22 protein-coding genes are annotated in these 23,224 nt (G+C 65.4%); 7 read left to right on the top strand and 15 right to left on the bottom strand.

What is annotated here, in order from left to right; genetic code table 11:
- Window positions 1–19: 19 nt before the first annotated feature.
- The 8 genes from PCE31107_RS01665 to PCE31107_RS01630 form a co-directional block, all read right to left on the bottom strand.
- On the bottom strand, window positions 20–739 hold the full coding sequence (locus tag PCE31107_RS01665; RefSeq protein WP_150606095.1) for an ABC transporter ATP-binding protein: 720 nt from the start codon (window positions 737–739) through the stop codon (window positions 20–22).
- On the bottom strand, window positions 732–1,484 hold the full coding sequence (locus tag PCE31107_RS01660) for an ABC transporter ATP-binding protein (RefSeq protein ID WP_150606093.1): 753 nt from the start codon (window positions 1,482–1,484) through the stop codon (window positions 732–734). The genes PCE31107_RS01665 and PCE31107_RS01660 overlap by 8 nt, the downstream gene beginning before the upstream one ends.
- Window positions 1,481–2,569 carry a branched-chain amino acid ABC transporter permease gene (locus PCE31107_RS01655; protein WP_150606091.1) on the bottom strand — a complete coding sequence of 363 codons (1,089 nt, stop codon included), beginning with the start codon at window positions 2,567–2,569 and terminating at the stop codon, window positions 1,481–1,483. Before PCE31107_RS01655 ends, PCE31107_RS01660 begins: the two co-directional genes overlap by 4 nt.
- 10 nt (window positions 2,570–2,579) lie before the next feature.
- Window positions 2,580–3,452 carry a branched-chain amino acid ABC transporter permease gene (locus tag PCE31107_RS01650; RefSeq protein WP_017233988.1) on the bottom strand — a complete coding sequence of 291 codons (873 nt, stop codon included), beginning with the start codon at window positions 3,450–3,452 and terminating at the stop codon, window positions 2,580–2,582.
- Between the two features lie 37 nt (window positions 3,453–3,489).
- Window positions 3,490–4,686: an ABC transporter substrate-binding protein gene (locus PCE31107_RS01645; protein WP_150606089.1), complete on the bottom strand. Its 1,197-nt coding sequence runs from the start codon at window positions 4,684–4,686 to the stop codon at window positions 3,490–3,492.
- A 389-nt stretch (window positions 4,687–5,075) separates the two neighbouring features.
- Entirely contained in the window at window positions 5,076–6,416 is a 1,341-nt protein-coding gene (locus tag PCE31107_RS01640) for a LysR family transcriptional regulator (RefSeq protein ID WP_130024567.1), read from the bottom strand.
- 19 nt (window positions 6,417–6,435) lie between these two features.
- On the bottom strand, window positions 6,436–6,795 hold the full coding sequence (locus PCE31107_RS01635) for a protocatechuate 3,4-dioxygenase (RefSeq protein WP_130024566.1): 360 nt from the start codon (window positions 6,793–6,795) through the stop codon (window positions 6,436–6,438).
- Window positions 6,792–7,634, bottom strand: coding sequence for a gallate dioxygenase (locus PCE31107_RS01630; protein WP_017233984.1), 843 nt, complete (start codon window positions 7,632–7,634; stop codon window positions 6,792–6,794). The genes PCE31107_RS01635 and PCE31107_RS01630 overlap by 4 nt, the downstream gene beginning before the upstream one ends.
- Window positions 7,635–7,845: 211 nt before the next feature.
- Between PCE31107_RS01630 and PCE31107_RS01625 the strand changes: the two genes are divergently transcribed.
- From PCE31107_RS01625 to PCE31107_RS01615, 3 genes are all read left to right on the top strand, one after another.
- Window positions 7,846–8,514 (top strand): GntR family transcriptional regulator, encoded by a 669-nt coding sequence (locus PCE31107_RS01625; RefSeq protein WP_130024565.1) that lies wholly within the window; start codon window positions 7,846–7,848, stop codon window positions 8,512–8,514.
- An 84-nt stretch (window positions 8,515–8,598) separates the two neighbouring features.
- Window positions 8,599–9,672, top strand: coding sequence for an aromatic ring-hydroxylating oxygenase subunit alpha (locus tag PCE31107_RS01620; RefSeq protein WP_150606087.1), 1,074 nt, complete (start codon window positions 8,599–8,601; stop codon window positions 9,670–9,672).
- A complete protein-coding gene (locus PCE31107_RS01615; RefSeq protein ID WP_130024563.1) occupies window positions 9,669–10,613 on the top strand; it encodes a PDR/VanB family oxidoreductase in 945 nt (314 codons plus the stop codon). Before PCE31107_RS01620 ends, PCE31107_RS01615 begins: the two co-directional genes overlap by 4 nt.
- A 115-nt stretch (window positions 10,614–10,728) precedes the next feature.
- Here PCE31107_RS01615 and PCE31107_RS01610 read toward each other — a convergent pair whose 3' ends face one another.
- From PCE31107_RS01610 to mdlC, 3 genes are all read right to left on the bottom strand, one after another.
- Entirely contained in the window at window positions 10,729–12,096 is a 1,368-nt protein-coding gene (locus PCE31107_RS01610; RefSeq protein WP_150606085.1) for an MFS transporter, read from the bottom strand.
- 94 nt (window positions 12,097–12,190) lie between these two features.
- Window positions 12,191–13,660, bottom strand: a complete 1,470-nt coding sequence (locus tag PCE31107_RS01605) for an aldehyde dehydrogenase (protein ID WP_150606083.1) — start codon at window positions 13,658–13,660, stop codon at window positions 12,191–12,193.
- A gap of 53 nt (window positions 13,661–13,713) precedes the next feature.
- Window positions 13,714–15,342, bottom strand: a complete 1,629-nt coding sequence (mdlC, locus tag PCE31107_RS01600; RefSeq protein WP_150606081.1) for a benzoylformate decarboxylase — start codon at window positions 15,340–15,342, stop codon at window positions 13,714–13,716.
- Window positions 15,343–15,592: 250 nt separating this feature from the next.
- On the opposite strand from mdlC, the gene PCE31107_RS01595 reads away from it, so the two are divergent.
- Window positions 15,593–16,498, top strand: a complete 906-nt coding sequence (locus tag PCE31107_RS01595) for a LysR family transcriptional regulator (RefSeq protein WP_150606079.1) — start codon at window positions 15,593–15,595, stop codon at window positions 16,496–16,498.
- Between the two features lie 15 nt (window positions 16,499–16,513).
- Here the strand turns inward: PCE31107_RS01595 and PCE31107_RS01590 are convergent, their stop codons facing one another.
- The gene (locus tag PCE31107_RS01590; RefSeq protein ID WP_150606077.1) at window positions 16,514–17,212 is read right to left on the bottom strand and encodes an adenine nucleotide alpha hydrolase; all 699 of its coding nucleotides are present in this window, start codon (window positions 17,210–17,212) and stop codon (window positions 16,514–16,516) included.
- A gap of 111 nt (window positions 17,213–17,323) precedes the next feature.
- Window positions 17,324–18,229 (bottom strand): acetylglutamate kinase, encoded by a 906-nt coding sequence (gene argB, locus PCE31107_RS01585; protein WP_130024557.1) that lies wholly within the window; start codon window positions 18,227–18,229, stop codon window positions 17,324–17,326.
- A gap of 431 nt (window positions 18,230–18,660) precedes the next feature.
- Between argB and PCE31107_RS23580 the strand changes: the two genes are divergently transcribed.
- On the top strand, window positions 18,661–19,008 hold the full coding sequence (locus PCE31107_RS23580) for a cysteine-rich CWC family protein (protein WP_246181681.1): 348 nt from the start codon (window positions 18,661–18,663) through the stop codon (window positions 19,006–19,008).
- Between the two features lie 166 nt (window positions 19,009–19,174).
- Here the strand turns inward: PCE31107_RS23580 and PCE31107_RS01575 are convergent, their stop codons facing one another.
- The gene (locus tag PCE31107_RS01575; RefSeq protein WP_150606075.1) at window positions 19,175–19,702 is read right to left on the bottom strand and encodes a copper chaperone PCu(A)C; all 528 of its coding nucleotides are present in this window, start codon (window positions 19,700–19,702) and stop codon (window positions 19,175–19,177) included.
- A 252-nt stretch (window positions 19,703–19,954) separates the two neighbouring features.
- Between PCE31107_RS01575 and PCE31107_RS01570 the strand changes: the two genes are divergently transcribed.
- Both PCE31107_RS01570 and PCE31107_RS01565 read left to right on the top strand, forming a co-directional pair.
- On the top strand, window positions 19,955–21,223 hold the full coding sequence (locus PCE31107_RS01570) for an ATP-binding protein (RefSeq protein WP_150606073.1): 1,269 nt from the start codon (window positions 19,955–19,957) through the stop codon (window positions 21,221–21,223).
- Window positions 21,220–21,762, top strand: coding sequence for a response regulator transcription factor (locus PCE31107_RS01565; RefSeq protein WP_017235115.1), 543 nt, complete (start codon window positions 21,220–21,222; stop codon window positions 21,760–21,762). The genes PCE31107_RS01570 and PCE31107_RS01565 overlap by 4 nt, the downstream gene beginning before the upstream one ends.
- Before the next feature lie 74 nt (window positions 21,763–21,836).
- On the opposite strand, the gene hslU is transcribed toward PCE31107_RS01565, so the two are convergent.
- The gene (hslU, locus tag PCE31107_RS01560; RefSeq protein WP_150606071.1) at window positions 21,837–23,195 is read right to left on the bottom strand and encodes an ATP-dependent protease ATPase subunit HslU; all 1,359 of its coding nucleotides are present in this window, start codon (window positions 23,193–23,195) and stop codon (window positions 21,837–21,839) included.
- Between the last annotated feature and the right edge of the window lie 29 nt (window positions 23,196–23,224).

The raw sequence follows: 23,224 nt of genomic DNA, 5'->3' as shown, positions 1-23,224 counted from the left end.
CGTGTTGTGCTGTGCCCGTTCAGGCGCTTTCCAGGCCGACCAGCGTGCCGAGCAGTTCCGGCGATGCGGCCAGTTCGCTGCTGCGTCCCGCCCAGACCTCGCGGCCCCGGTCGAGCACCAGTGCGCGGTCCGTCAGCTCCAATCCCAGTTCCGCGTGCTGCTCCACGAGCACCACGCCCATGCCGCCGTCCGCGCGCAGCTTCCAGAACGCATCGACCAGTTGATCGACGATCACCGGTGCAAGCCCTTCGAACGGCTCGTCGAACAGCAGCACGCGCGGATTGCCGATCAACGCGCGGCCGATGGCCAGCATCTGCTGCTCGCCGCCCGAGAGTTGGTTGCCCAGGTTGCGACGCCGCTGGTGCAGGCGTGGGAACAGGTCGTACACGCGATCGAGCGTCCAGGCGCCGGCGGCCGTCCCCATCGCGGACACCTGCAGGTTTTCTTCGACGGTGAGCGACTTGAAGATCTCGCGTTCCTGCGGCACCAGCGCCAACCCGGCGCGTGCTCGCTTGTACGCCGGCCACGACGAGATGTCGTCATGCCGATAACGCACCACGCCGCCGTGGCGCGTGGTCAGTCCCAGCAGGCTGAGCAGCAGCGTGCTCTTGCCCACGCCGTTGCGACCGAGAATGGCGAGCGCTTCTCCCGACGCCAGACGCAGGCTCACGTCTTCGAGCACAATGGTCTCGCCGTACCCGGCGCTGAGCCCGCTGGCTTCAAGCACGATGTCAGTCATGATGGCGACGCCCCAGATAAATGTCGCGCACGCGCGGATCGCGGCGCACGTCGTTCTTCTCGCCTTCCATCAGCACCGCGCCTTCGACCAGCACCGTGATGCGGCGCGCGAACCGGAAGACCAGATCCATGTCGTGTTCGATGACCATCACCGCCACGTCTTCGGGCAAGCGTTCAAGCAATTCGAACAGCTTGCGGCCCTGCCCCGACGGCACCCCGGCCACGGGTTCGTCGAGCAGCAGCACCTTGGGATCAAGCGCCAGACCGAGTGCGATTTCGACCTGACGACGTTGGCCGTAGGCCAACTCGTCGATGCGCTTGCCCGCGAGATCGAGCATGCCGAGCGCGCGCAAACGCTCCGCCGCTTCCTCCACGAGCGCCGGACGGCGCGCGAGCGGCTTGCCGATGCGAGCGTCGAGGCCGCCGCGCGCCGTGAGGGCGAGCGCAACGTTCTCGGCCACGGTGAGCGTGTCGAATAGCGTGTTGAGCTGGAACGTGCGCGCCAGCCCGAGCTTCACGCGCTGGTGCGACGGCATCGACGTCACATCGGTGCCGCCCACGCGCACCACACCGGCGTTCGGCTTGAGCACGCCCGTGAGCAGATTCATCAGCGTGCTCTTGCCAGCGCCGTTCGGGCCGATCAGTGCGTGTCGCGCGCCCACGGGCAGCGACAGACTGACGTTGCGTGTGACGTCGAGCTGGCCGAAGCGCTTGGACAAACCCTGAATGTCGAGTGCGGCGCTCACGGCGTCACCTCCTTGTCCGTGGTCGTTGCCTGGGTGTTGCCGACGGTGTGCGTCACGCTCGCGCGCGGGTCGCGACGCCGCGCACGGTAGACGCGAGCGGCAAAGCGATCCACCAGTCCGATCAGGCCGTCGGGCGCGAAGCGCACCACGACAATGAGCAGCACGCCCAGGGCGGCGAGCCAGTTCGTCGGGTCGATGGCGGCGATGCGATCGGACAACACCATGAAGACGATGGCACCGAGGGCCGCGCCATAGAGGCGTCCGGTGCCGCCCAGGGCAAGCATCACGAGCACGTTGGCCGACAGCGTGAACGACAGTGCGTCGAGGGCCACGATATTGTTGACCTGTGCCGAGAGCGCACCCGCTACGCCGGCCAGGGCCGCGGCGAGGGTGTAGAGCATCAGGCGACGCAAGCCGACGCGCACACCGAGCAGCGACATACGCGTGGCGTTCTCCCGAATGCCCTTCACGGTCAGACCGAACGGCGAGTTCACGAGGAATTGCGCGAACAAATACACGACGAGCAGCACGGCGAGTGCGTAGAGATACGCCGTATGTCCATAGATATCGAACTCGAACTTGCCCAGCACCGGCGCGATGGTGTAGCCCGTCAGGCCGTCGTCGCCCATCGTGATCGACTTCGCGACGTTGCCGGCCTCATAGAGCAGCGTGGCGCACACGAGCGTGAGCATGATCTGCGTGAGCCCACTCACCCGTAGCACGACGATGCCGGTCACGAGCCCCACCAGCGCCGCTACCGCGGCACCCGCTACCAGCCCGAGCAGCGGGTCGGGCGAGACGTGCAGCGCGAAGAGGCCGGCCGCGTAGGCACCGCTGCCGAAGAATGCCGCGTGCCCGAGTGTCTCGATGCCGCAATAGCCCTGCACGAGATCGAGCGAGAGCGCAAAGATGATCATGATCAGCACGCTCGTGGCTAGCGCGAGATACAGATCGGCGAAGAAGTAAGTGGCAACGGCGGCGAGAAGCAACACCGCATCGAGCGCACCGAGACGTTTGCGTCGCAGCGCGGGGACAACGTGCGCCGTGCCTGCGGCCGACGGCAGCGGATTCGTATGAGACATCATGACCCTCCGCTCAGGCGCGCCCGACCAACCCTTGCGGGCGGATCAGCAGAATGGCCAGCACGGCCAGGTAAATCATGAAAGCGCCGAGCGCTGGCACGTAATAGCGACCGAGCGTGTCGATCAGGCCGAGCAGCAGACCTGCATAGAGCGAGCCGCGCAGACTGCCGAGACCACCGGCCGCCACCACGATCAGCACGAGCACCAGATACTTCAGACCGTAGTAAGGCTCGAGCGGCAGGATCTGGCTCGACAGCGCGCCGCCCAGTCCGGACAGCCCGCATCCGATGGCAAATGTGATCGAGAACACGAGCGGCACGTCGATGCCAACGCAGCGCGCCATGCGCGGGTTGTCCACGGCCGCGCGCAACTTCGCACCGAACGGCGTGCGCTCCAGCCCCCACCAGATGCCGAGGGCCACGACCGCGCTGCACACCAGGGCGAAGATGCGATAGACGGACACGGAGAATGCACCGAAGTCCCATGTGCCGCGCAGCGCCTCGGGAATGGGAATCGACTGCAGCTCGGTCCCGGCGAGATGCTTGGCCAGCGCACAGATGATGAACGCGAGCCCGATCGTCATGAGCAGTTGCCCCAGACCGTTGGCCGTGTAGACCCAGCGATACAACGTGCGTTCGAGCACAGCACCGAGCACCATGGTGCCCGCCACCCCGACGAGCAACGCGGCGAAGAAATCGAGCCCGGCACGCTGCATGGCCCACAAGGTGAAATATCCGCCGATCATGGCGAAGGCGGAGTGCGCGAGATTGACCACGCGCATTACGCCCAGCGTGACCGTGAGACCCACGGAGATGAGGAACAGCAACATCCCGTAGGCCACACCGTCGATCGACAACGACAGGAAAGTGGCAAGCGATTGCGTCATGACGAATTACCGAACGAACTGAGCGACAACGCCTGCGTTACTTGGCGGCCACTTGGGGGTGGCTCACATGCCACGGCTCGACCACCGACTTGAAGGTCTCGATGGGCTTGTTGCCCAGCTTTCCGTCGATGTTCTCCACCCGGCGGATATACACGTTCTGCACGATCTCACGCGTCTTCGGATCGATCGACACCGGACCCCGGGCGCTCGTCCAGGCGAAACCCTTCACCGCGGCGATCGCCTTGTCGCCATCCTTCTTGCCCTTCGTGGCCTTGATCATCTGTGCGATGACGGTCATCGAGTCGTAGGCCGACACCGAGGCAATCGACGGCAGCGCCCCCGGACCGTACTTCGCTTTGTAGGCCTTCACGAACGAGGTGTTTTCCGGCGACGTCAGGTACGGCGAATAATGCAGGGCGGTAATCGTGCCGATTGCGCTGTCGCCGATGGCCGGCAAATCGGACTCCATCGTCTCCGTCGTTGCGAAGAGCTGGATACCCGCTTTGTCGAGTTCGCGCTCCTTGAACGCCTTGACGAACCCGGCTGACATCGGCCCCACCGGCATGAACAGGAAGAGGGCATCCGGCTTGGCATCGCGAACACGTTGCAGATAACTCGAAAAATCGGTCGTGCCGAGCGGCACCTTCACTTCGGTGGCAATCTTGCCGCCCGCCTTCTTGAACGTCTCGCTGTAGGCGTCGATCGCGTCGTAGCCCGGCGCGAAGTCGGCCACCACGATGGCCGCATTCTTCACGCCCTTGCTGGCGGCGTACTCCACGAGCGGCACGCTCACGGCCCACTGCGTGAAGCCCGTGCGCACGAAATACGGCGACTTGAGCGTCACGCTGGACGTGCCCGAATTGCCAATGACGAGCGGCGTCTTGGTCTGCGTCGCCACGTCGGCCATGGCCAGCACGTTCGGCGTGAACGAGCCGCCGAACAGGTACTGCACCTGATCGCGCACCACCAGCTCCTGCGCCAGCTGACGCGTGCGTTGCGGATTCACGCCGCCTTCGTCACGCTCCAGGATCACGAGCGTGTCGTCGCCCACTTTGTTCTTGTGCTGCTCGAGCCACAGGTTGACGCCGCGACGATACTCCGTGCCCCACCAGGACGCCGAGCCGGAGAACAGCCCCAGCATGCCGACCTTGATTTCCTCGGCACGCGCCGAGACAGCGGTGAATTGGCAAACACTCGCAAGTGCTACAGCAAGCCACAGATGGCGCTTCATCATGGTGTCGTCTCCTCGTCGGCGTCGAGCGCCGCTCCGTCTTTTCGATGTGGCGCGCCGGGGGGCGAGCCTTTTCAAGGTATGGGAAACAGCTTAGGCAGCCGAGCGCGGCGCGTCGAATGAAACTCCCGCGTCGAGCGTCGCGTTTTTCGTATATCCCCGAGATTTCCCTTACGTGACGGGACGCATTTCGCGAGCGAGATTTCGCAGTGCGAGACGTTTTGCGTTCCCATGGTGGAACGCCCGCCGCGAAAGGCGCGGCGGGCAGGCGTCACGGCACATTTCAAGTCGAATGACTCGGAAGGAAGAGAACGCGTCGCCACATGCAAGCCATGGCGAAATCAGCGAATTTCGCCGCGCTCGCGAACCGTATCGCGAGCCTGACACGCGTCTTACGTCGGATGCTGCATTGTCGGGGCCATCGCGCGCAACTCGTCGAGCAATTGCTCAGCAGCCGGGGACAGCAAACCGTCGCGCCGCGTGGCGACACCGATCGCACGACGTGCATGCTGCAACGGCACCGGTACGACGGCCAGCTCGCCGGTGCGCAACTCCGACGTGATCTGCACCGGCGAGAGCAACGCAAGCCGGTCGCTCGATGACAATAACCCGCGCACCACCGGTGAACTGCTCGCGTGCACCTGCGTACGCGGCAATGCCAGACCCTCCGCATGAAACACGCGCTCGAATACCCGGCGTGCGGGCGTGGAGGGCAGCGGGCTCACCCAGCCGTACTCGGCCAGTTCCGCGAGCGTGGGCGTGCGGCCCGGCGACAGGCATGGGTGATCGGCACGGGCGACCACCGACAGGTGATCCTCGAACAGCGCCTCCTGGCGAATGTCCGGCGGCACGTCGCTCGCTCGCAAGGCACCGACGATCATGTCGACGTCCGCCTGTCGCAACTGGCGAATCAGGGCTTCGTAGGTGCCGTCCACCACCGTCACGTTCAGATACGGCGACTGGTACAGCAGACTGTCGATGGCCTTGGGCAGCAGAAAGCCGCTGGACAGCGGCAACGCGGCCACGATCACGGTGCCTTGCTGACGCCCCCCGAACGGCGCGAGTTCGTCTTCGGCGATCGCCAGCTCGGCCAGCGCGCGCTTGACCGGGCCAAGCAACGCCTGCGCCTCGTCTGTCAGACGCGTGCCGCGCGGCGTGCGTCGAAACAGCTTGATGCCGATCAGATCTTCGAGCTGATCGAGATTGCGCTGGATGGTCGGCTGAGAGCATTGCAGGCGGCTCGCCGCGAGCGGCCCGCTACCCAGCTCCGCGACCGCGATAAAGCTAGTGAGTTGCTGCGGGGCGACGACCGCCGCGAAGCGACTTGCCGCCCGCGCGCCACCGTCGGCCTGCGACGCCGTGGCGGCAAACGCCTCGCGATACCCGTTGGCCAACTCCGTGAGTGCACGCGAGGCGCGCACGCCCAGGCGCTGGCCAGCCGCATTCGGCGTCAGACCGCGTCCACTGCGGTGAAACAGCGGGAAGCCCAGCGCCGACTCGATGTCGGAAATCGAGCGTGCGACGGCCGACTGCGAGAGATGCAGCATGCGCGCCGCACGCGCAACCGAATCGCATTCCAGCACGGCGACCATCGCGCGCAGGCCACGCAATTTTCGACACAGGAGCGTCGCCTCGTTGCTCTGCGGCGTACGACTCCACGTGCCGCGCTCGTGACAGGCGAGCTGAGGGGCGGCCAACGGTGTGGTCAGGCTGATGGAAGTGTCGATGGACATGCGCGGTGCGTCGCCGGGCTCAGCGCAGGGTCGGCACGCGACGCGTGGCCATGAACTCGTCGAGCGTCTCGCCGCGCATGAGCGCATAGACTTCGAGGTTCGTCTTGCGCACCACGCGAGCGAATTTCTCCAGCACGAAGAAATTCACGCCGTGACGCACGAGGCCAAGCCAGTCCTGCGCTTGCACCATCGCCTGTTCGTCGGCGGTCAGACCAGCGGCGGTCATCGCGGCAACGGGGTCGCCGAGAAACGTCTCGCGATTGTCGGCGCGAATCATGTGCCAGAAGAAGCGATTGAGCTTGAGCGTGCGATGGCTCACGCGCAAGTCGAACGCGTAAGTGCCGGTGATCGCGTCGATGCCTTCGAGCTGCGGATTCATGCGGCGTCCTCCTCGTAGAGGGCGACGGTCATGGCCGTCGTCGTCGCCAGGTAGTAGTTCAGATGCAGACGCTTGATGCGCGGGCCCAGCGCACCGCGCATCGACAGCCACATGATTTGCTCGACGCTCTCGGCCCCGCCGCGCTCGACGTAATCCACATGCCTGAGTTCGGTCAGCGTCTCGGGCTGATGTTCGAGCAACGACAGGAATTCGCGATCCCACGCTTCGTCGTTGTAGCCCGCGCGCTCGCCGTGGATCTGGTGCGAGAGACCGCCCGTGCCCACCACCACCACGCGCAGATCTTCCGGATACGACTCGATGGCGCGGCGCACGGCCTGACCCAGGCGATAGCAGCGGCGCCCCGTTGGCAACGGATATTGCAAAACGTTGATGGCGATCGGCACGACCGTTCCCGGCCAGTCCGGCTTGTGCGGCCACAGCAGCGGCAGCGGCGACGCGCAGCCGTGATCGATGGGTTTGTCCTGAAAAACGGTGATGTCGAACTCGTCGTTCACGAGCGACTCGGCAATGTGTGCCTGCAGCGCGACGTCGCCCCGAATCGGCGGCAACGGACGCAGCCCGGCCCCTTCGTCGGCGATCGGGAACGAGTCACCCACGCCGAGCGCGAACGTCGGATACATGTCGAAGAAAAACGTGGTCGCGTGGTCGTTGTAGAAGAACACCAGCACATCGGCCTGCTTCTCCGCCAGCCACTTCGCCACGGGCTCGTAGCCCTGGAACAGCGGCGCCCACGCGGGATCCTGCTGCTTGCCCTTGTCGTACGCCACGCCGATGGTCGGCACATGCGACGTACCGATCCCCCCAATGATCTTTGCCACGTGAAGTCTCCGTCGTTTGTCTTGTCATGCGTGGGCGATGCCATGCGATCCCCCACTGTTATGCTGCGGCGAGTCTATACGGGATCCCATATGCACATAAAGCAGGGTATTTACTGATGCAATGTCTTATTATGGGATCCCATAATAAAAAAGCCGGGGCTGGAAGCCTCCAGAATGACCGGCACGGATTCCCGCCATCGAAAGGAGACGCATGCTGCATCCCACGCCCACCACGGTTCAGTTGCGCGAGATGATTCTCAAGGGTGAGCTTGCGCCGGGCGAGCGTCTCGCCGAAGCCAAGCTCGCGGAGCAACTCGGTGTCTCGCGCATGCCGGTGCGGCAGGCATTGCCGGTGCTTGCCGAGGAAGGCCTGGTCGTGCGTGCCGGTCAGCGCGGCTACGCGGTGCGAGCGCATACGCGTGAGGAAAGTGTCGAGGCGCTGCATCTGCGCGGCGCGCTCGAAGGTTATGCCGCGCGTCTGCTGGCCGAAAAGGGTGCAAGCGCCGAGCTGCTCAAGCAGTTGCGCGACCTGTTGGCCGAAGGCGACGCCCTGCTCGCCGACCATACGATGACGGCCGAAGTACAGATCGGTTACGCGTCGCTCAACGCGCGCTTTCATGACCTTCTCGTCGTCGGTGCGCGCAATCCGCTGCTCGAAGGCTTCGTCGCGCGCTGCAATCTGGTGCCTTTCGTCGCGCCGCGTACGGTGGCCTTCGGACACAAGGACCGACGCCAGTACGCCGACATCATCGCGTACGCGCATCGCCAGCATCACGCGATTGTCGAGGCGATTGCCGCCCGTCAGCCCGATCGCGCCGAGTTCATGTGCCGCGAGCACATCGTCACCCAGGAACACAGCATGGGCGCGCAGTTGCTCTGACACGCGCCCCTCGACTTCATCCCGAGCATCCTCTATCGACACGAGAGCGCGCCCGTCGACGGCGCGCCAAGGAGACAAACGATCATGTTTCTGAAAAATACCTGGTACGTCGCGTGCACGCCGGACGAGTTCGCCGACAAGCCATTGGGCCGCAAGATCTGCAACGAAGCGATGGTGTTTTTCCGGGAAGCCAACGGCAACGTCGCGGCCCTGGAAGACTTCTGTCCGCATCGCGGCGCGGCGCTGTCGCTGGGCTTCGTCAAGGACGGCCACCTCGTTTGCGGCTATCACGGCCTGACGGTCGACGGCGGCGGCAAGTGCACGAAGATGGTCGGCCAGCGTGTCGGCGGCTTCCCGAAAACGCGCGCATATCCGTGCGTGGAGCGTTACGGCTTCGTGTGGGTCTGGCCGGGCGACGCCGCGCTCGCGAATCCCGACGAAATTCCTCACCTGGAATGGGCGGTGAGCGATCAGTGGGCTTACGGCGGTGGCCTGTATCACATCAAGTGCGACTATCGACTGATGATCGACAACCTGATGGACCTGACGCACGAGACCTACGTGCACGCGACGAGCATCGGTCAGGACGAGATCGAGGAAGCCCCGCCGAAGACGACGGTCGAGGGGGACAGGGTGATCACGGCGCGTCATATGGAGAACATCAAGGCGCCACCGTTCTGGGCAAGCGCGCTGCGCGCGAACGGCCTGGACGACCAGGTGCCGTGCGACCGCTGGCAGGTGTGCCGCTTCACGCCGCCAAGTCACGTGATGATCGAAGTCGGTGTGGCGCACGCGGGTCATGGCGGTTACGACGCCCCGGCCGACAAGAAGGCCGGCAGCATCGTCGTCGACTTCATTACGCCCGAGACCGACGAATCGATCTGGTACTTCTGGGGCATGGCGCGTAACTTCAAGCCCGAAGATGCCGAGCTGACCGCCGCGATCAAGCGCGGCCAGGGCCGTATCTTCGCCGAGGACCAGGAAGTGCTCGAAGCCCAGCAACGCAACCTCTCGGCGTATCCGGAGAAGAAGATCCTGAAGCTCAACATCGACGCCGGCGGCGTGCAGTCGCGCAAGGTGCTCGATCGGCTGATCGAGGCCGAACGGGCCGGACGGGGGAACGTGGGCAGTCTGGGGAACGCGGAGAACGCGGCATGAAGGTCCGGCTCGCGAGCAAGCGCGATGTCGCCACCGACATCTGCGAATTCGAATGGGTGAGTGTCGACGGCAACCCATTGCCGGCCTTCACCGCGGGTGCGCACATCGACGTGCATGTGGCCGACGGGCTTGTGCGGCAGTACTCGCTGTGCAATGCGCCCGGTGAGACCCATCGCTATTGCGTGGGCGTACTGCGCGACCCGGCGTCGCGCGGCGGCTCGACCGCCATGCACGCGCTCACGCCCGGCACGACGGTGGAGATCAGCGCGCCGCGCAATCACTTCCCGTTGGTGGAACACGCCACGCACAGCATCCTGCTTGCCGGAGGGATCGGCGTGACGCCGATTCTGTGCATGGCCGAAGCGTTGTGCGCCCGCGGCGCGTCGTTCGAAGTGCATTACGGCACGCGGGAACCAGCGCGCACGGCGTTTCGCGATCGTTTCGCGCGCGACGATCTCGCGGCGAAGACGCGTCTGTACTTCGACAGCGAAGGCGAGCGGGCCGATCTCGACGCGATCCTTGCGCAACCGTCCGGCGGCAAGCACCTGTATGTGTGCGGCCCGGCAGGATTCATCGATGCCGTGCTGGCGCGCGCAGAAGCGGCGCAGTGGCCGGAAGGCAATGTGCATCGCGAGTACTTCGCCGCACCGGTACCGTCGGACACGGCGGGCGACAAGGCATTCCAGGTCAAGCTGCATTCGAGCGGCCGCGTGATCGACGTGAAGGCGGGCGAGACCATTGTCGCGGCGCTCGCCGCGCACGGGGTGGAAGTGCAGATGTCGTGCGAGCAAGGCGTGTGCGGCACGTGCCTCACGCGGGTGATCGACGGCACCCCGGAGCATCGCGACGTCTATCTGACCGACGACGAGCGCGCCGCCAACGATCAGATCCTGCCGTGCTGTTCGCGTAGCCAGTCGCCCTTGCTGGTGCTCGATCTGTAACGCATCCTTGTCCTCACCGAAGGAAATCGCCCCGCTTCGCATCGCGAGCGGGGCTGACTTTTTTTGATGACCTGACCGCGTCGCGAGCGCCATCGACGTCTCTACGTCGTAGGCCTCACAGCACCCGGGCCTTCGTCTCCCGGACGAGGAACGTCGAGATCAGCGCCATCGCGGCGAGCACGAGGAAGTAGACGATGACCGGCCAGATGTGGCCATGGCTCCAGGCAAGCAGACTCGCCGCGATCATCGGTGCGAGTCCGCCCCCCAGCACGGTACCGATCTGCTTGCCGAGCGACACGCCCGAGAAGCGTACACGCGTCTCGAACAGTTCCGAGAAGAAACTGCCTTCGGGGCCGAACATCATCGGGTGAATCAAGCCCGCGCCGATCACGATGGCGAGCACGACCAGCGCAGTCTCCTTGCTGCCCAGCATCAGGAAGAACGGATAGATGAAGATCGCCGTGGCCGTCAGCCCCAACAGGAACATCGGACGGCGGCCCAGCTTGTCGGAGAGCATGCCGAACATCGGGATCGTCAACATGGCGAGCAGATTGGCGTACAGCACGCCGTCGGCCATCATGTTGCGCGGCAAGCCGAGCGTCTTGGTGCCGTATGACAGCGAGAAAATCGCCACGAGGTAAAAGAAGCTCGTCTCGGCCAGGCAGATGAAGAACGTGACGAGCGTCGGCCGCCAGTAATGCGTGAGCACTTCCACGACCGGCACTTTCGCGATGTCGCGATGCTGCGCCGCCGCCTTGAAGCTCGGCGACTCCTCGACTTTCAGACGCACGTAGGTGCCCAGCGCCACGAGCAGCAGGCTCACGAGAAACGGCACGCGCCAGCCCCACGCGAGCAGATCCTTTTCGGGCAAGCGGGTAATCAGCACGATAGCGAGCGACGCGCCAACGATCGACGTCGGCCCGGCGGCCTGGATCAGTCCGCCGAACAGGCCGCGCAGGTGCGCGGGGGCCCCCTCGACGGTCATCAGCAACCCACCGACCGACTCGCCGCCGAGCGCAAATCCCTGAACGAAGCGCAACGTCACAAGCATGATCGGCGCCCACATGCCGACCTGATCGTAGGTCGGCAACAGACCGATCATCGTGGTGGCCACGCCCATCAGAATCAGCGTGAACAGCAGGATCGACTTGCGCCCGATGCGGTCGCCGAAGTGCCCGAACACGATGCCGCCGATAGGCCGCGCAAGGAAGCCCACGGCGAACGTAGCGAATACGGCGATCATGCCGGTCATCGCGTCGAGCTGCGGGAAGAACAGCCGATCGAACACGATGGGCGCGAGAAAGCCGTAGACGAAAAAGTCATACCACTCGATGGCGGTACCGAAGCAACTGGCCGCCACTACGCGGCCGAAATTCGCCGTCGCGCCGGCGGTGTTCGCTTCGGAGTGGTGCGCGTCGCCGGCCTGCGTGTGGCCGGACGTGGCGCCGGCAGTCGCCGGCGCAGTCTCAAACGGTTGTGACACGGTTGTCTCCTCCGGCCGTCTGTTCCGGTGTCCCGGCTGCGGCGGTATGGTGGTCCTGCATGACGTCATCGGTGCGCTGGCGACTGGACGTCGCTCAGAACGGGTAATGACGCGGGGTGGTCTGCACCGTCATCCAGCGCAGATCGGTGAATTCGTGAATGCCGGCTTTGCCGCCGAAACGTCCCCAGCCGCTCGACTTCACGCCGCCGAACGGCATCTGCGCTTCGTCGTGCACCGTGGGGCCATTGATGTGGCAGATGCCCGATTCGATGCGCTTGGCCACGCCCATCGCGCGGGCGATGTCGCGACTGAACACGGCGCACGACAGGCCATAGGCGTTGTCGTTGGCGCAGGCGATGGCGGCTTCGTCGTCCTTCACGCGCACAATGCCCTTGACCGGACCGAACGACTCTTCGCGGTAGATTTGCATGTCCGGCGTGACGTGATCGAGCAACGTCGCAGGCATGAGCGTGGTGTCGGCACGGCCGCCGCACAGCAGCGTTGCGCCCTTGGCAAGCGCATCGTCGATCAACGCGTTGCAGCGCGCCACGGTCGCCATGTCGATCACCGAGCCCAGCACGACCGGGCCGTCGCGCGGATCGCCCAGCGGCAGTGCGCGCGCCTTGGCGGCGAGCTTGTCGACGAAGGCGTCGGCGATCGATTCCGCCACCACGATGCGCTCCGTCGACATGCAGATCTGGCCGGAGTTGGCGAACGCGCCGAACGCGACACCGCTGACGGCCGCGTCGAGATCGGCATCGTCGAGCACAAGACACGGCGCCTTGCCGCCCAGCTCCAGCACCGCCGGCTTGAGATGCTCGCCGCACAGCGTGGCGATGATGCGGCCGATGCGCGTCGAGCCGGTGAAGTTCACGCGACGCACGGCAGGCGCCGCGATCAGCGCTTCGACGATGGCGCCCGCGTCTTTCGGTGCATTCGTGATGAAGTTCACGACGCCCGGCGGCAGACCGGCTTCGTCGAGCGCATCGGCAATCAGGCCGTGCGTGGCCGGGCACAGCTCCGAGCCCTTGAAGACGACCGTGTTGCCGCAGGCGAGCGGCAGCGCGAGCGAGCGCACACCGAGAATGACCGGCGCGTTCCACGGCGCGATGCCAAGCACTACGCCGGCGGCCTGACGCACGCCCATCGCGAGGCTTCCCGGCACATCCGACGGAATGATCTCGCCGGCGATCTGCGTCGTCATGGCAGCCGCTTCGCGCAGGCCCTGCGCCGCCAGATGCACGTTGAATCCGGCCCACAGACCGGACGCTCCCGTTTCCGCCGCCATGGCCGCCTGAAACGCCTCGATCTTCGCTTCGAGCCGGTCGGCCGCCTTCATCAACAGCGCGCGCCGTTCGCCGGGACCGGTGTTCGACCAGGCGGGGAACGCGTCCCACGCGGCGCGCACCGCGGCGCGGGCGTCGTCGACCGTGGCGGCGGGGGCGCGCGAGGCGACCTCGCCGTCCAACGGATTGCGTCGCTCGAACGTGGCGCCGTGCGTGGCGCCGACGCGCTTGCCGGCGATCAGCATCGTCAGCGCTTTGGGGTCTTGCTGGGCTTGCATGGTGTTTTGTCTCCTGACTCGGTAGTTCGTCTCGGGATGGCACACGCCGTGCGTCATGTCACCACGATCTCGACAAGACGCGTCTCGCCGCTCGCGAGTGCCTGCAACAGGACGCCGTGCAACTCGCCGCCCTGCGCGACGCGCTGTGCGCGCACGCCCATGCCTTCGGCCAGACGCACGAAATCCAGATCGGGCAGATCGGTCCCCTGCACCGGATCGGCGGGGCCGAAGCCGAACGACGGCGCGAAGTCCTGCAACGCGGCGTATCGCCGATTATTCAGGATAACGAACGTGATTGGCAGCCTGGCTTGGGCCGCGCTCCACAATCCTTGAATCGAGTACATCGCGGAACCATCGCCAATCAGGCCGACGACGCGCCGCCCGGGATGCGCCATCGCCACCCCGACGGCCGCGGGCATCGAGTAGCCGAGACCGCCACTATTCATGGTGTAGAACGTGCCCGGCTGCGAGAACGGCAGGTATTGCTGCATGACAGAGCGCGCGCTCGGCGCCTCCTCGACGACGATGTCGTGCGCCGCGCGCACGCTCGCGAGCGTTTGCAGTGCGAAGGCCGTCGACATGCGCTCGCCTGCCGCGTTCGGCAGCGCCACCGTCGGCATGCTGCGCGGCGGCGGCAACGCGCGCTCGCCGGGGAGCTCACGCGCGAGCAAGGCTTCGACACCGAGTCGTACGTTACCGACGACGGAGGCGCCGACCGGCGTCCACGCGGCCACGCCCGGATCTTCGATCAACTGGAACAGCGAAGCGCCCTCGGGCACGTGCGGCCCGGTCCCTTCCACGTGATACGTGAACGCCGGGGCGCCAATCACAAGAATCAGATCGTGACCGCCCAGCAGATCGACGATCTTCTCGCGCATCGGCGGTAGGAAGCCGGCAAACAATCGGTGATCTTCCGGGAACGCGCAACGCGCGGACATCGGTGCGGTGAAGACGCGCGCGTGATGCCGCTCGGCCAACGCGCGCACGGCATCGAACGCCCCGGCGCGGTCAATCGACGAGCCGACCACGAACACCGGACGCAAGCATGCGTCGAGCGCCGCCCCCAGTTGAGCAAGTGCGAACGGATCGGGCTGCACCCGCGTGCTCACCTGACGCGGCGGCAACGCCTCGGCCGGCCGGTCCCAATCATCGACCGGAATGGAGACGAAGACCGGTCCCTTCGGCTCCTGCATGGCGATGTGATAGGCGCGGGCCAACGCCATCGGCACGTCTTCGGCGCGCGCCGGCTCCAGACTGAACTTCACGTACGGTTGCGGCAGCTCGGTCGCACGCACCGACGCGAGGAACGGATCGAACGGGAGAATCGAGCGCGCTTGCTGTCCGGCCGTCACGATGAGCGGCGTCTGGTTCTTGTAGGCGGTAAAGATGTTGCCCATCGCGTTGCCGACACCGGCGGCCGAGTGCAGGTTGACGAACGCCGCGTTGCCGCTCGCCTGCGCATAACCATCGGCCATGCCGACAACGACGGCCTCCTGCAGGCCCAGCACGTACTCGAAGTCCGGAGGGAAGTCGCGGAACAACGGCAGCTCAGTCGAACCGGGGTTGGCGAATACCTTGGTCATGCCATGGCGGCGCATCAGATCGATGACCACCTCGCGAACCGTCAGGGTCTGAGGGTCGCCGGCGCGTTGGCCGGCGCGAACTTCTCGGCTGTCTTTCATGAGGGCTGTCGTCTCCTGCCACCGTCGACGGGCGAACGCGTGACGGCGGGCGGTTGTCGTAGCTCGGGCCGCGCGATCAGGTGCGGGTCTCGGCGAGCGTTTCGACGAGTATAGGGAGTCGATGTATGCACCGGAATTGCTTTTGTGTGCCGAAGTCATTACGATTCTGCATGACTTATGCGCCGCCATGCTGCCATGTTGCCGGAGCGGCGCTCGGTCTCGTTCCGACCTCCGGAGTGCCCTCCCCCTCATGAGCCTCAATCTCCAGCAATTGCGCGCTTTCACGACCATCGTCGAGACCGGCAGTCTCGGACGCGCCGCGACCGAGCTGCATCTCACGCAGCCCGCGCTGAGCCGCACCATCAAACGGCTCGAAGCCGATCTCGGCGCGCCGCTGTTCGAGCGTCACAGCAAGGGGATGGCCTTGACGGCGTTCGGGCAAGCGTTGCTGCCGCACGCCATGTTGCTCGAGCGCGAAGCCGAACATGCGCGTGAAGAAATCGATGCGCTGCGCGGGCTCGCGAAAGGCACGATCAAGGTCGGCGCGGTCGGTGCCATCGCCAGCCATGTGCTGCCGCTCGCCGTCGAGCGCGTGCTCGACCGCTGGCCGAACCTGCGCGTGGAAATCATCGAAGGGGTTTGGGACCGGCTCGCCCAGGGACTGATGCGCCACGAGATCGATCTGGCGCTCTCGACGGTGGCCCCCGACACCGACGACATCGTCGCGATCTCCGACTGCCATTGGAAGGACGACAGCTATGTGGTCGCCGCGAGCGACCATCCGTTGCGCCAGCGCAAGACGCTCACGCTGGCCGACACACTCGGGGAACGGTGGGCGATTCCGCCACGCGGCACGGCGCCATACGCGCATGTGGAAAGCGTGTTCGCCGCGCATGGGCTCGCGTTGCCGACCATTGTCGTGGAGACGCGCTCTGTCCCGGTGCTCAAGAGCATGGTCGCGCGATGTGGCTTTCTGACGTGGATGCCCGAGCCGATGTATGACGTCGAAGCGCGCGCGCGTGTGATGGACACCCTGCCAATCCCGACCGTTCACGCCACGCGCACGCTCACGGCGTTCCGCCGCCGTCAAGGGATCTTGCCAAGCCCCGCCGCCAAGTTGCTCGACGAACTACGTCGACTGACGGCGCCCGGCTGATGCCCCGGGCGCCGGTCAGCCGCCCGCTGCCACGATCTGCGCGCGATGGTACGGCGTGCCGCCGTACTCCTTGGGGCCGTGAATCGTCTCGACGCGCTCGATGCGCCACGGCACCGGGCGCGTGAAGCGAGGGCCATCGTAGGCGAACGTGTGGAACTCGCCGTTCTCACCGCACGCGTCGACATGCGCCGGCAGGTCGGCCAGCAGCGAGGCATCGTATTCGCGGCCGACGAATTCCGGCCCGAGGTGCCGACCGTCCACACAGACGATCACCGCCCGGTAGCCCAGCGAGATGAATTCGTGCGCGAGCGTCAGGCGCTCGCGTTGCCACAGCGGCAATACGGCGGTCATGCCCGCCGCCGCGCAGACCTTCTCTTCCCAATCGCGATGCGGCTGCAAATCGATATCGCCGAACAAACCGTGCGTGATGCCCTCGGCACGCATCGCCAGCAAGCGGGCGACGAACGCCGCCTCGTATTCGCGCCAGCCGGCGTGGCCGACGTCGAGCGCGATGCCGAGCGCCTCGGCCTGCGCCTGCATCAATTCACGCGGCAAACCATGCGAGCGCGAGCTGTCGCCCGTTTCGTCGAACATCGCAAGCAGACGACGCACCTCGTAGTGCGGCTCGCCGTGCGTGTCGCCAGACAATGCGTGATGCAGGGCAAGGCAGGAATCCTTGCCGCCGCTCCAGGAGAAAAAGGCGGGGGTGGGCATGCGGTCTCGCGAAGAGGGGATCACACCAAAACAAAGCGGACCCCGCAGGGTCCGCCTTCGATACTCGGGGGCCGTGCGATGTTGGCATCGTCACCGCCCCACGCGTCGCACTCAGTGCGAGCGGATCATCGTGCCGAATGGCTGTTCCGTCAGGATTTCGAGCAGCACCGAATGCTCGATGCGGCCGTCGACGATGTGCACCGACTTCACGCCGCTCTTCGCAGCGTCGAGTGCCGACGAGATCTTCGGCAGCATGCCGCCCGAGATCGTGCCGTCGGCGAACAGGTCGTCGATCTCGCGCGCCGACAGGTCGGTCAGCAGATTGCCGTCCTTGTCCATCACGCCCGGGATGTTGGTCATCATCACCAACTTCTCGGCGCCCAACACCGTGGCGAGCTTTCCGGCCACGAGGTCGGCGTTGATGTTGTACGCCTGGCCATCTTCCCCGACGCCGATCGGCGAAATCACCGGAATGAAAGCGTCGTCTTGCAGCGCGCGCACCACGGCCGGATTGATCGAGTCGACTTCACCGACGAAACCGATGTCGAGCAGCTCGCCGGCGTTTTCGCGATCCGGAATCAACATCTTGCGCGCGTTGATCAGGCCGCCGTCCTTGCCGGTGAGACCCACCGCCTGGCCGCCGTACTGGTTGATCAGCATGACGATGTCCTGCTGGACTTCGCCGCCGAGCACCCACTCAACCACTTCCATCGTCTCTTCGTCGGTCACGCGCATGCCCTGGATGAACGTGCCCTGCTTGCCGATCTTCTTGAGCGCCTGATCGATCTGCGGACCGCCCCCATGCACCACCACCGGGTTGATGCCCACGAGCTTGAGAAGAATGACGTCGCGCGCGAAGCCTCGCTTCAGGCGCTCCTCGGTCATTGCGTTGCCGCCGTATTTAATCACGACGGTCTTGCCGTGATATTTGCGGATGTACGGCATCGCCTCAGCCAGGACTTCGGCCTTGAGAGCAGGAGCGATGTCGTCGATGGAAGACGGTTGCAGATCGGACATGGCGGGAAGGTTTTTCGCAGGTGGACCAGAAACACGCCGAATTGTACAGCCAAGGCGCCCGGCCGTGCGGGGCTTTGACGGGATTCGGCGGGGTCTGGGACTTGCGTCGGTCGATGCCCGTGGCTACCCTTCATCACATGCGGGGCGGCAAGCGCAAATGCGGCGATTCTCGCCCCGTCAGCGGCGCAGGGCCGCGCGTGCGTATCTCCCCTTTGGCCGCTCCATGCACGCCCGTCAGTGGCCGATTTTTACCGCGTCCGCTTTCGCCCCCGATTTACGCGCTGCGGCCCGCCGCCAGAGGCCAGCCCCTGACAATGCCGCCGCTGTTGCAGTTGTGCAACTCGTTTCGCCGCGTGGCACCGGCGAGCCGCCGGCAAAACGATCCGACCTCGCATGCAAGCCGCACACCCATGACAAACGAAGACTTGGCCATGTCTGAGACAGTGGCGGATCAACGCGCCGATGGACGCGACGGACTGAATGGGCGGGACGGACGCACGCCGGATCCCTCACGCTGCCCGCAATGTGGCGCGACCGTAGCGTGTGGTGCGGTGACGTCGCCCACGGAACACCCGAATGAGGTGCGCTGCTGGTGCCTCGACTGGCCCTATCTGCCCGCTTCGCCCCGGCTCGGCACGGGCACCTGTCTATGCCCCGCCTGTCTTAGCGCGGCGCTGCTTGCGGCCGGTGTGGGAATCAACGGCACCGCCGCCGCCCGTGCGACGTCCGCCAACCTCACCAACCCCACCGACCTCGCGACCATTGCCAATCCCGACTGAGCCCGGCCGACGGCCCGGCACCCCGGGCGCGCCAGGCGCCGGTGGCGGAGGCCGCCCCCCCGTGTAACGGGCGCCCACCCGGCCGCCGACACCCGCCGTGCCGCGAAACATCAGCTTCTGCCGGGTACCGAGCGTCTTGTTGGCCATGGCCTGAACCGCCGGTGCTTTATTGACTATGGGCGGCGCCGTGTGCCATGCCGGCCATACCGCTCATACCGCTCATACCACTCATGCCGGCGCCCGCAGGCCCGCTGGCCGTCAGGTCGAGCACAGGGATCTGAACCTGCTGCTCGGACATCTTGTGATCGGCGGATTCGAAGCGCAACGTGACCGGCACGGTGTCGCCCTTCTTGAGCGGCGTCTTCAGGTCGCTGAGCATGATGTGATAGCCGCCCGGCTTGAGCTGCACGGGCTGATTGGCCGGCAGCGGCAAACCGCTCGGCAGGGCGCGCATTTTCATGAGCGTGCCTTCGAGCTTCATTTCATGGACTTCGGCGTTTGCGGCGGCGGGGGTGCTCACGCCCACGAGAGTGGTCGCCCGAGGCGCCTGCAACGTCATGAAAATGCCGGTCGCACTCTGACCCGGCACGGTGCCGCGTGCCCACGCGTCGGACACCGTCACCTGCCCCACCTGTGCGTAGGCCGAAGCCATGCCGAGACTCAGTGCGGCAACTGCCCATAGCTTGTGCTTCATGCAAACTCCTAATCGTTGTCGACGGAGGGCCTCCGCCCTGTATCGCATGAGAGGTTACGCGACACCCTGCCGCGCAAGACTTGGATGCTCATTGTAGTCGCGCCCCGCCACCCGCGGGAACGCGTTGCGTGATGCCGCCCATCGGCGCCTCATCAGCGCCTCATCGGTTCTTCATCGGCCCCCATGCGGCAGAGTGTCGCAGCGCCCCGCGACGCGGGATAGCCCGTGACCCGGACTTGGTACACTTGTCGTATGACCCATTTCCCCATCGAGCGAGCCAACGTCGTTCAGCTCTTCTGGTTGCGCTGTCTGGCCATCGTCGGCCAGTTGGCGACGATCGGCGTCGTGCAACTCTGGCTCGGCGTACGTCTGCCGCTCGAGCCGATGCTCACCATCATCGCCCTCGAAGTTCTGTTCAACGTCCTCACGTGGGTGCGCGCGCGACGGGGTATCGAGCGCGCACGGCGCCGCACCGATCTGGACCTGATGAGCCAGTTGCTCGTCGATCTGGCCGCGCTCACGGCGCTGCTGTTCTTCTCGGGCGGCGCGACCAACCCGTTCGTCTCCCTCTTCCTGCCGGGCCTGGCGATCGCCGCCGCCGTGCTGCCATGGCGCAACGCGTCGCAACTGGCGCTGCTCTCGCTGGTCGCGTATGGCGCGCTGAACTTTCAGTACGTGCCGCTCGATCTGGCAGACCCGGGCAATCTGCTGCGCCTGCATCTGGCCGGCATGTGGGTCAACTTCGTGGTCAGCGTGCTCGTGATCGCGTGGTTCGTTTCGCGGATGTCGCGGGCCTTGCGCGCGCGCGACGCGCAACTCGCCCGCGCCGAACAGCGGCTGCTGCGCGATGAGCGGATGGCCGCTCTCGGCGCTCAGGCCGCGAGCGTGGCGCACGAACTCGGCACGCCGCTCTCGACCATGGCCGTGGTCGTCGGCGAACTGCGCAGCGAGAGCCTGGGCAATGCCGCGTTGAAACCCTACGAGCCGGATCTGCAGACGCTTGAACAACAGATCGCGCTGTGCAAGAGCGCCATCGGCCACGTGCAGACGCGTGCGGCGGCACCGGTTCGGCAAGCGTTGGCCGAATGGTTGCCGGCGTTCACCACGCAATGGCGCTTACGGCATCCGCAAGTCCAGTTCCAGATGCGCGTACCGCCGAAGTTGACCGCGCGCATCGAAGACACCGTGCAAGTTGGCCAGATCCTGACCATCGTGCTCGATAACGCCGCGTACTTCAGCCCGTCGTCGGTCACCCTCGACGTGGCGGTCACCCCGGACGACATCCGCTTCACGGTCTGCGACGAAGGCCCCGGCATGACCGCCGAACTGCGTACCCGGCTGGGAAATTCACCCGTCATGAGTACGCACGGCGGACAAGGCATGGGCCTGTATCTGGCCTTTGCCAGTGCCCAGCGTCTCGGCGGCGACATCGTCCTCACCCCCAACACGCCGCAAGGCACGCGCGCCGAGCTGCGCCTGCCGATGGCCACTTTCCTCTTCGGCTCGCGGAGTCAGACATGAACGCCTCCCACTTCCTCCTTATCGACGACGACGTCGTCTTCGCCGAAACGCTCGCGCGCGCGCTGACGCGGCGCGGCTACGACGTCCAGATCGCCGCCGACAGTGCCGCGGCGCTGCTCGCGGCGCGTACGCGCCAGTTCGACCTGATCTCGGTCGACCTCCATCTGGGCCATGACTCGGGGCTGCCGCTCATCGCGCCATTGCGCGCGTTGCAACCGAAATCACGCATGCTGGTGCTCACCGGCTACGCGAGCATCGCGACGGCGGTGCAAGCCGTCAAGGATGGCGCCGACAACTACCTGGCCAAGCCGGCCAACGCCGACACCATCCTCGCGTCGCTGCGCAGCGACGCGAGCGAGACCCAGGCCGACGAAGCCATCGAAAACCCCTCGCCCCTGTCGGTCGCGCGCCTCGAATGGGAGCACATTCAACGCGTGCTCACCGAGCACAACGGCAACATCTCCGCCACGGCACGCGCGCTGAACATGCATCGGCGCACGCTGCAGCGCAAACTGCTCAAGCGTCCGGTAAAGCAGTAACGTCCATCGTCAAATCGTCAAACGCAAAAAAGGCCCCGAGGGGCCTTTTTCACATTGCAGCGAACGTTACGCCATCACAGCACGTAGCGCGACAGATCTTCGTTCTGTGCCACTTCCTCGAGGAAGCGATTGACGTAGCCGGCGTCGATCGACACGACTTCATTCGCCTGCTTGCCGGCGTTGTACGAGATGTCCTCGAGCAGCTTTTCGATGACGGTATACAGACGTCGCGCCCCGATGTTTTCCGTCTTCTCGTTGACCGAGAAAGCGATTTCCGCGAGCCGCTTGATGCCGTCCGGCGCGAAGTCGAGCATCACGTCTTCCGTGGCGAGCAAGGCCTGATACTGCTTCACGAGGCTGGCATCCGTCTGCGTGAGGATCGCTTCGAAATCCTGGACCGACAGCGATTCGAGTTCGACGCGAATCGGGAAGCGGCCCTGCAGTTCCGGAATCAGATCACTCGGCTTGGCCAGATGGAACGCCCCGCTCGCGATGAACAGAATGTGATCCGTCTTGATCATGCCGAACTTCGTGCTCACGGTCGTGCCTTCCACGAGCGGCAGCAGGTCGCGCTGCACGCCCTGACGCGACACGTCGCCGCCACCCACTTCGCTGCGCGTGGCGATCTTGTCGATTTCGTCGAGGAACACGATGCCGTTCTGCTCGACGTTGCGCAAGGCCAGTTGCTTGACCTCCTCGTCGTTGAGCATCTTCGACGCTTCTTCGTCGGTCAGCACCTTGAGCGCGTCCTTGATCTTGAGCTTCTGGCGCTTCTTGCGCTGGTTGCCCAGATTCGCGAACATGCCCTTGATCTGCTCGGTCATCTCTTCCATGCCCGGCGGGCCCATGATCTCCATGCCCTGCGCCGGAATTTCCACTTCCAACTCGACTTCCTTGTCGTCGAGCTGACCTTCGCGCAGACGCTTGCGGAACGTCTGGCGCGTAGCGTTATCCTCGCTGCTGGCCTCGACCTCGTGCGACGCCGAACCGAAACGGATATCGCGCGACGACTCGCGCCCGCTCGGCAGCAACAAATCGAGAATGCGATCCTCGGCGCGATCTTCCGCCGTGGTGCGCACCTTCTTCATTTCAGCTTCGCGCGTCTGCTTGATCGCGATTTCCGCGAGGTCGCGCACGATGCTGTCCACGTCGCGCCCCACGTAGCCGACTTCGGTGAACTTCGTCGCCTCGACCTTGATGAACGGCGCATCGGCCAGCTTGGCCAAACGGCGCGCGATTTCGGTCTTGCCGACACCGGTCGGACCGATCATCAGAATGTTCTTCGGCGTGATTTCCTGACGCAGGGGATCGGCCACCTGCTGACGGCGCCAGCGGTTGCGCAACGCCACCGCGACGGCCTTCTTGGCCTTGTGCTGGCCGATGATGTGTTTGTCGAGTTCGGAAACGATCTCTGAGGGGGTCATATGGGTCATGACGTTCGCTAAATTAGGGGGTTCGCACG

Source organism: Pandoraea cepalis, assembly GCF_902459625.1.
Lineage (GTDB): Bacteria > Pseudomonadota > Gammaproteobacteria > Burkholderiales > Burkholderiaceae > Pandoraea > Pandoraea cepalis.
This window is presented reverse-complemented; position numbering and strand designations above follow the sequence as displayed.

Bases quoted from the DNA above. Each gene is read 5' to 3' on its own strand.
- PCE31107_RS01665 (WP_150606095.1), bottom strand. From the start codon at position 739: ATGACTGACATCGTGCTTGAAGCCAGCGGGCTCAGCGCCGGGTACGGC.
- PCE31107_RS01655 (WP_150606091.1), bottom strand. From the start codon at position 2,569: ATGATGTCTCATACGAATCCGCTGCCGTCGGCCGCAGGCACGGCGCAC.
- PCE31107_RS01650 (WP_017233988.1), bottom strand. From the start codon at position 3,452: ATGACGCAATCGCTTGCCACTTTCCTGTCGTTGTCGATCGACGGTGTG.
- PCE31107_RS01645 (WP_150606089.1), bottom strand. From the start codon at position 4,686: ATGATGAAGCGCCATCTGTGGCTTGCTGTAGCACTTGCGAGTGTTTGC.
- PCE31107_RS01640 (WP_130024567.1), bottom strand. From the start codon at position 6,416: ATGTCCATCGACACTTCCATCAGCCTGACCACACCGTTGGCCGCCCCT.
- PCE31107_RS01635 (WP_130024566.1), bottom strand. From the start codon at position 6,795: ATGAATCCGCAGCTCGAAGGCATCGACGCGATCACCGGCACTTACGCG.
- PCE31107_RS01625 (WP_130024565.1), top strand. From the start codon at position 7,846: ATGCTGCATCCCACGCCCACCACGGTTCAGTTGCGCGAGATGATTCTC.
- PCE31107_RS01620 (WP_150606087.1), top strand. From the start codon at position 8,599: ATGTTTCTGAAAAATACCTGGTACGTCGCGTGCACGCCGGACGAGTTC.
- PCE31107_RS01615 (WP_130024563.1), top strand. From the start codon at position 9,669: ATGAAGGTCCGGCTCGCGAGCAAGCGCGATGTCGCCACCGACATCTGC.
- PCE31107_RS01605 (WP_150606083.1), bottom strand. From the start codon at position 13,660: ATGCAAGCCCAGCAAGACCCCAAAGCGCTGACGATGCTGATCGCCGGC.
- mdlC (WP_150606081.1), bottom strand. From the start codon at position 15,342: ATGAAAGACAGCCGAGAAGTTCGCGCCGGCCAACGCGCCGGCGACCCT.
- PCE31107_RS01595 (WP_150606079.1), top strand. From the start codon at position 15,593: ATGAGCCTCAATCTCCAGCAATTGCGCGCTTTCACGACCATCGTCGAG.
- PCE31107_RS01590 (WP_150606077.1), bottom strand. From the start codon at position 17,212: ATGCCCACCCCCGCCTTTTTCTCCTGGAGCGGCGGCAAGGATTCCTGC.
- argB (WP_130024557.1), bottom strand. From the start codon at position 18,229: ATGTCCGATCTGCAACCGTCTTCCATCGACGACATCGCTCCTGCTCTC.
- PCE31107_RS23580 (WP_246181681.1), top strand. From the start codon at position 18,661: ATGTCTGAGACAGTGGCGGATCAACGCGCCGATGGACGCGACGGACTG.
- PCE31107_RS01575 (WP_150606075.1), bottom strand. From the start codon at position 19,702: ATGAAGCACAAGCTATGGGCAGTTGCCGCACTGAGTCTCGGCATGGCT.
- PCE31107_RS01570 (WP_150606073.1), top strand. From the start codon at position 19,955: ATGACCCATTTCCCCATCGAGCGAGCCAACGTCGTTCAGCTCTTCTGG.
- PCE31107_RS01565 (WP_017235115.1), top strand. From the start codon at position 21,220: ATGAACGCCTCCCACTTCCTCCTTATCGACGACGACGTCGTCTTCGCC.
- hslU (WP_150606071.1), bottom strand. From the start codon at position 23,195: ATGACCCATATGACCCCCTCAGAGATCGTTTCCGAACTCGACAAACAC.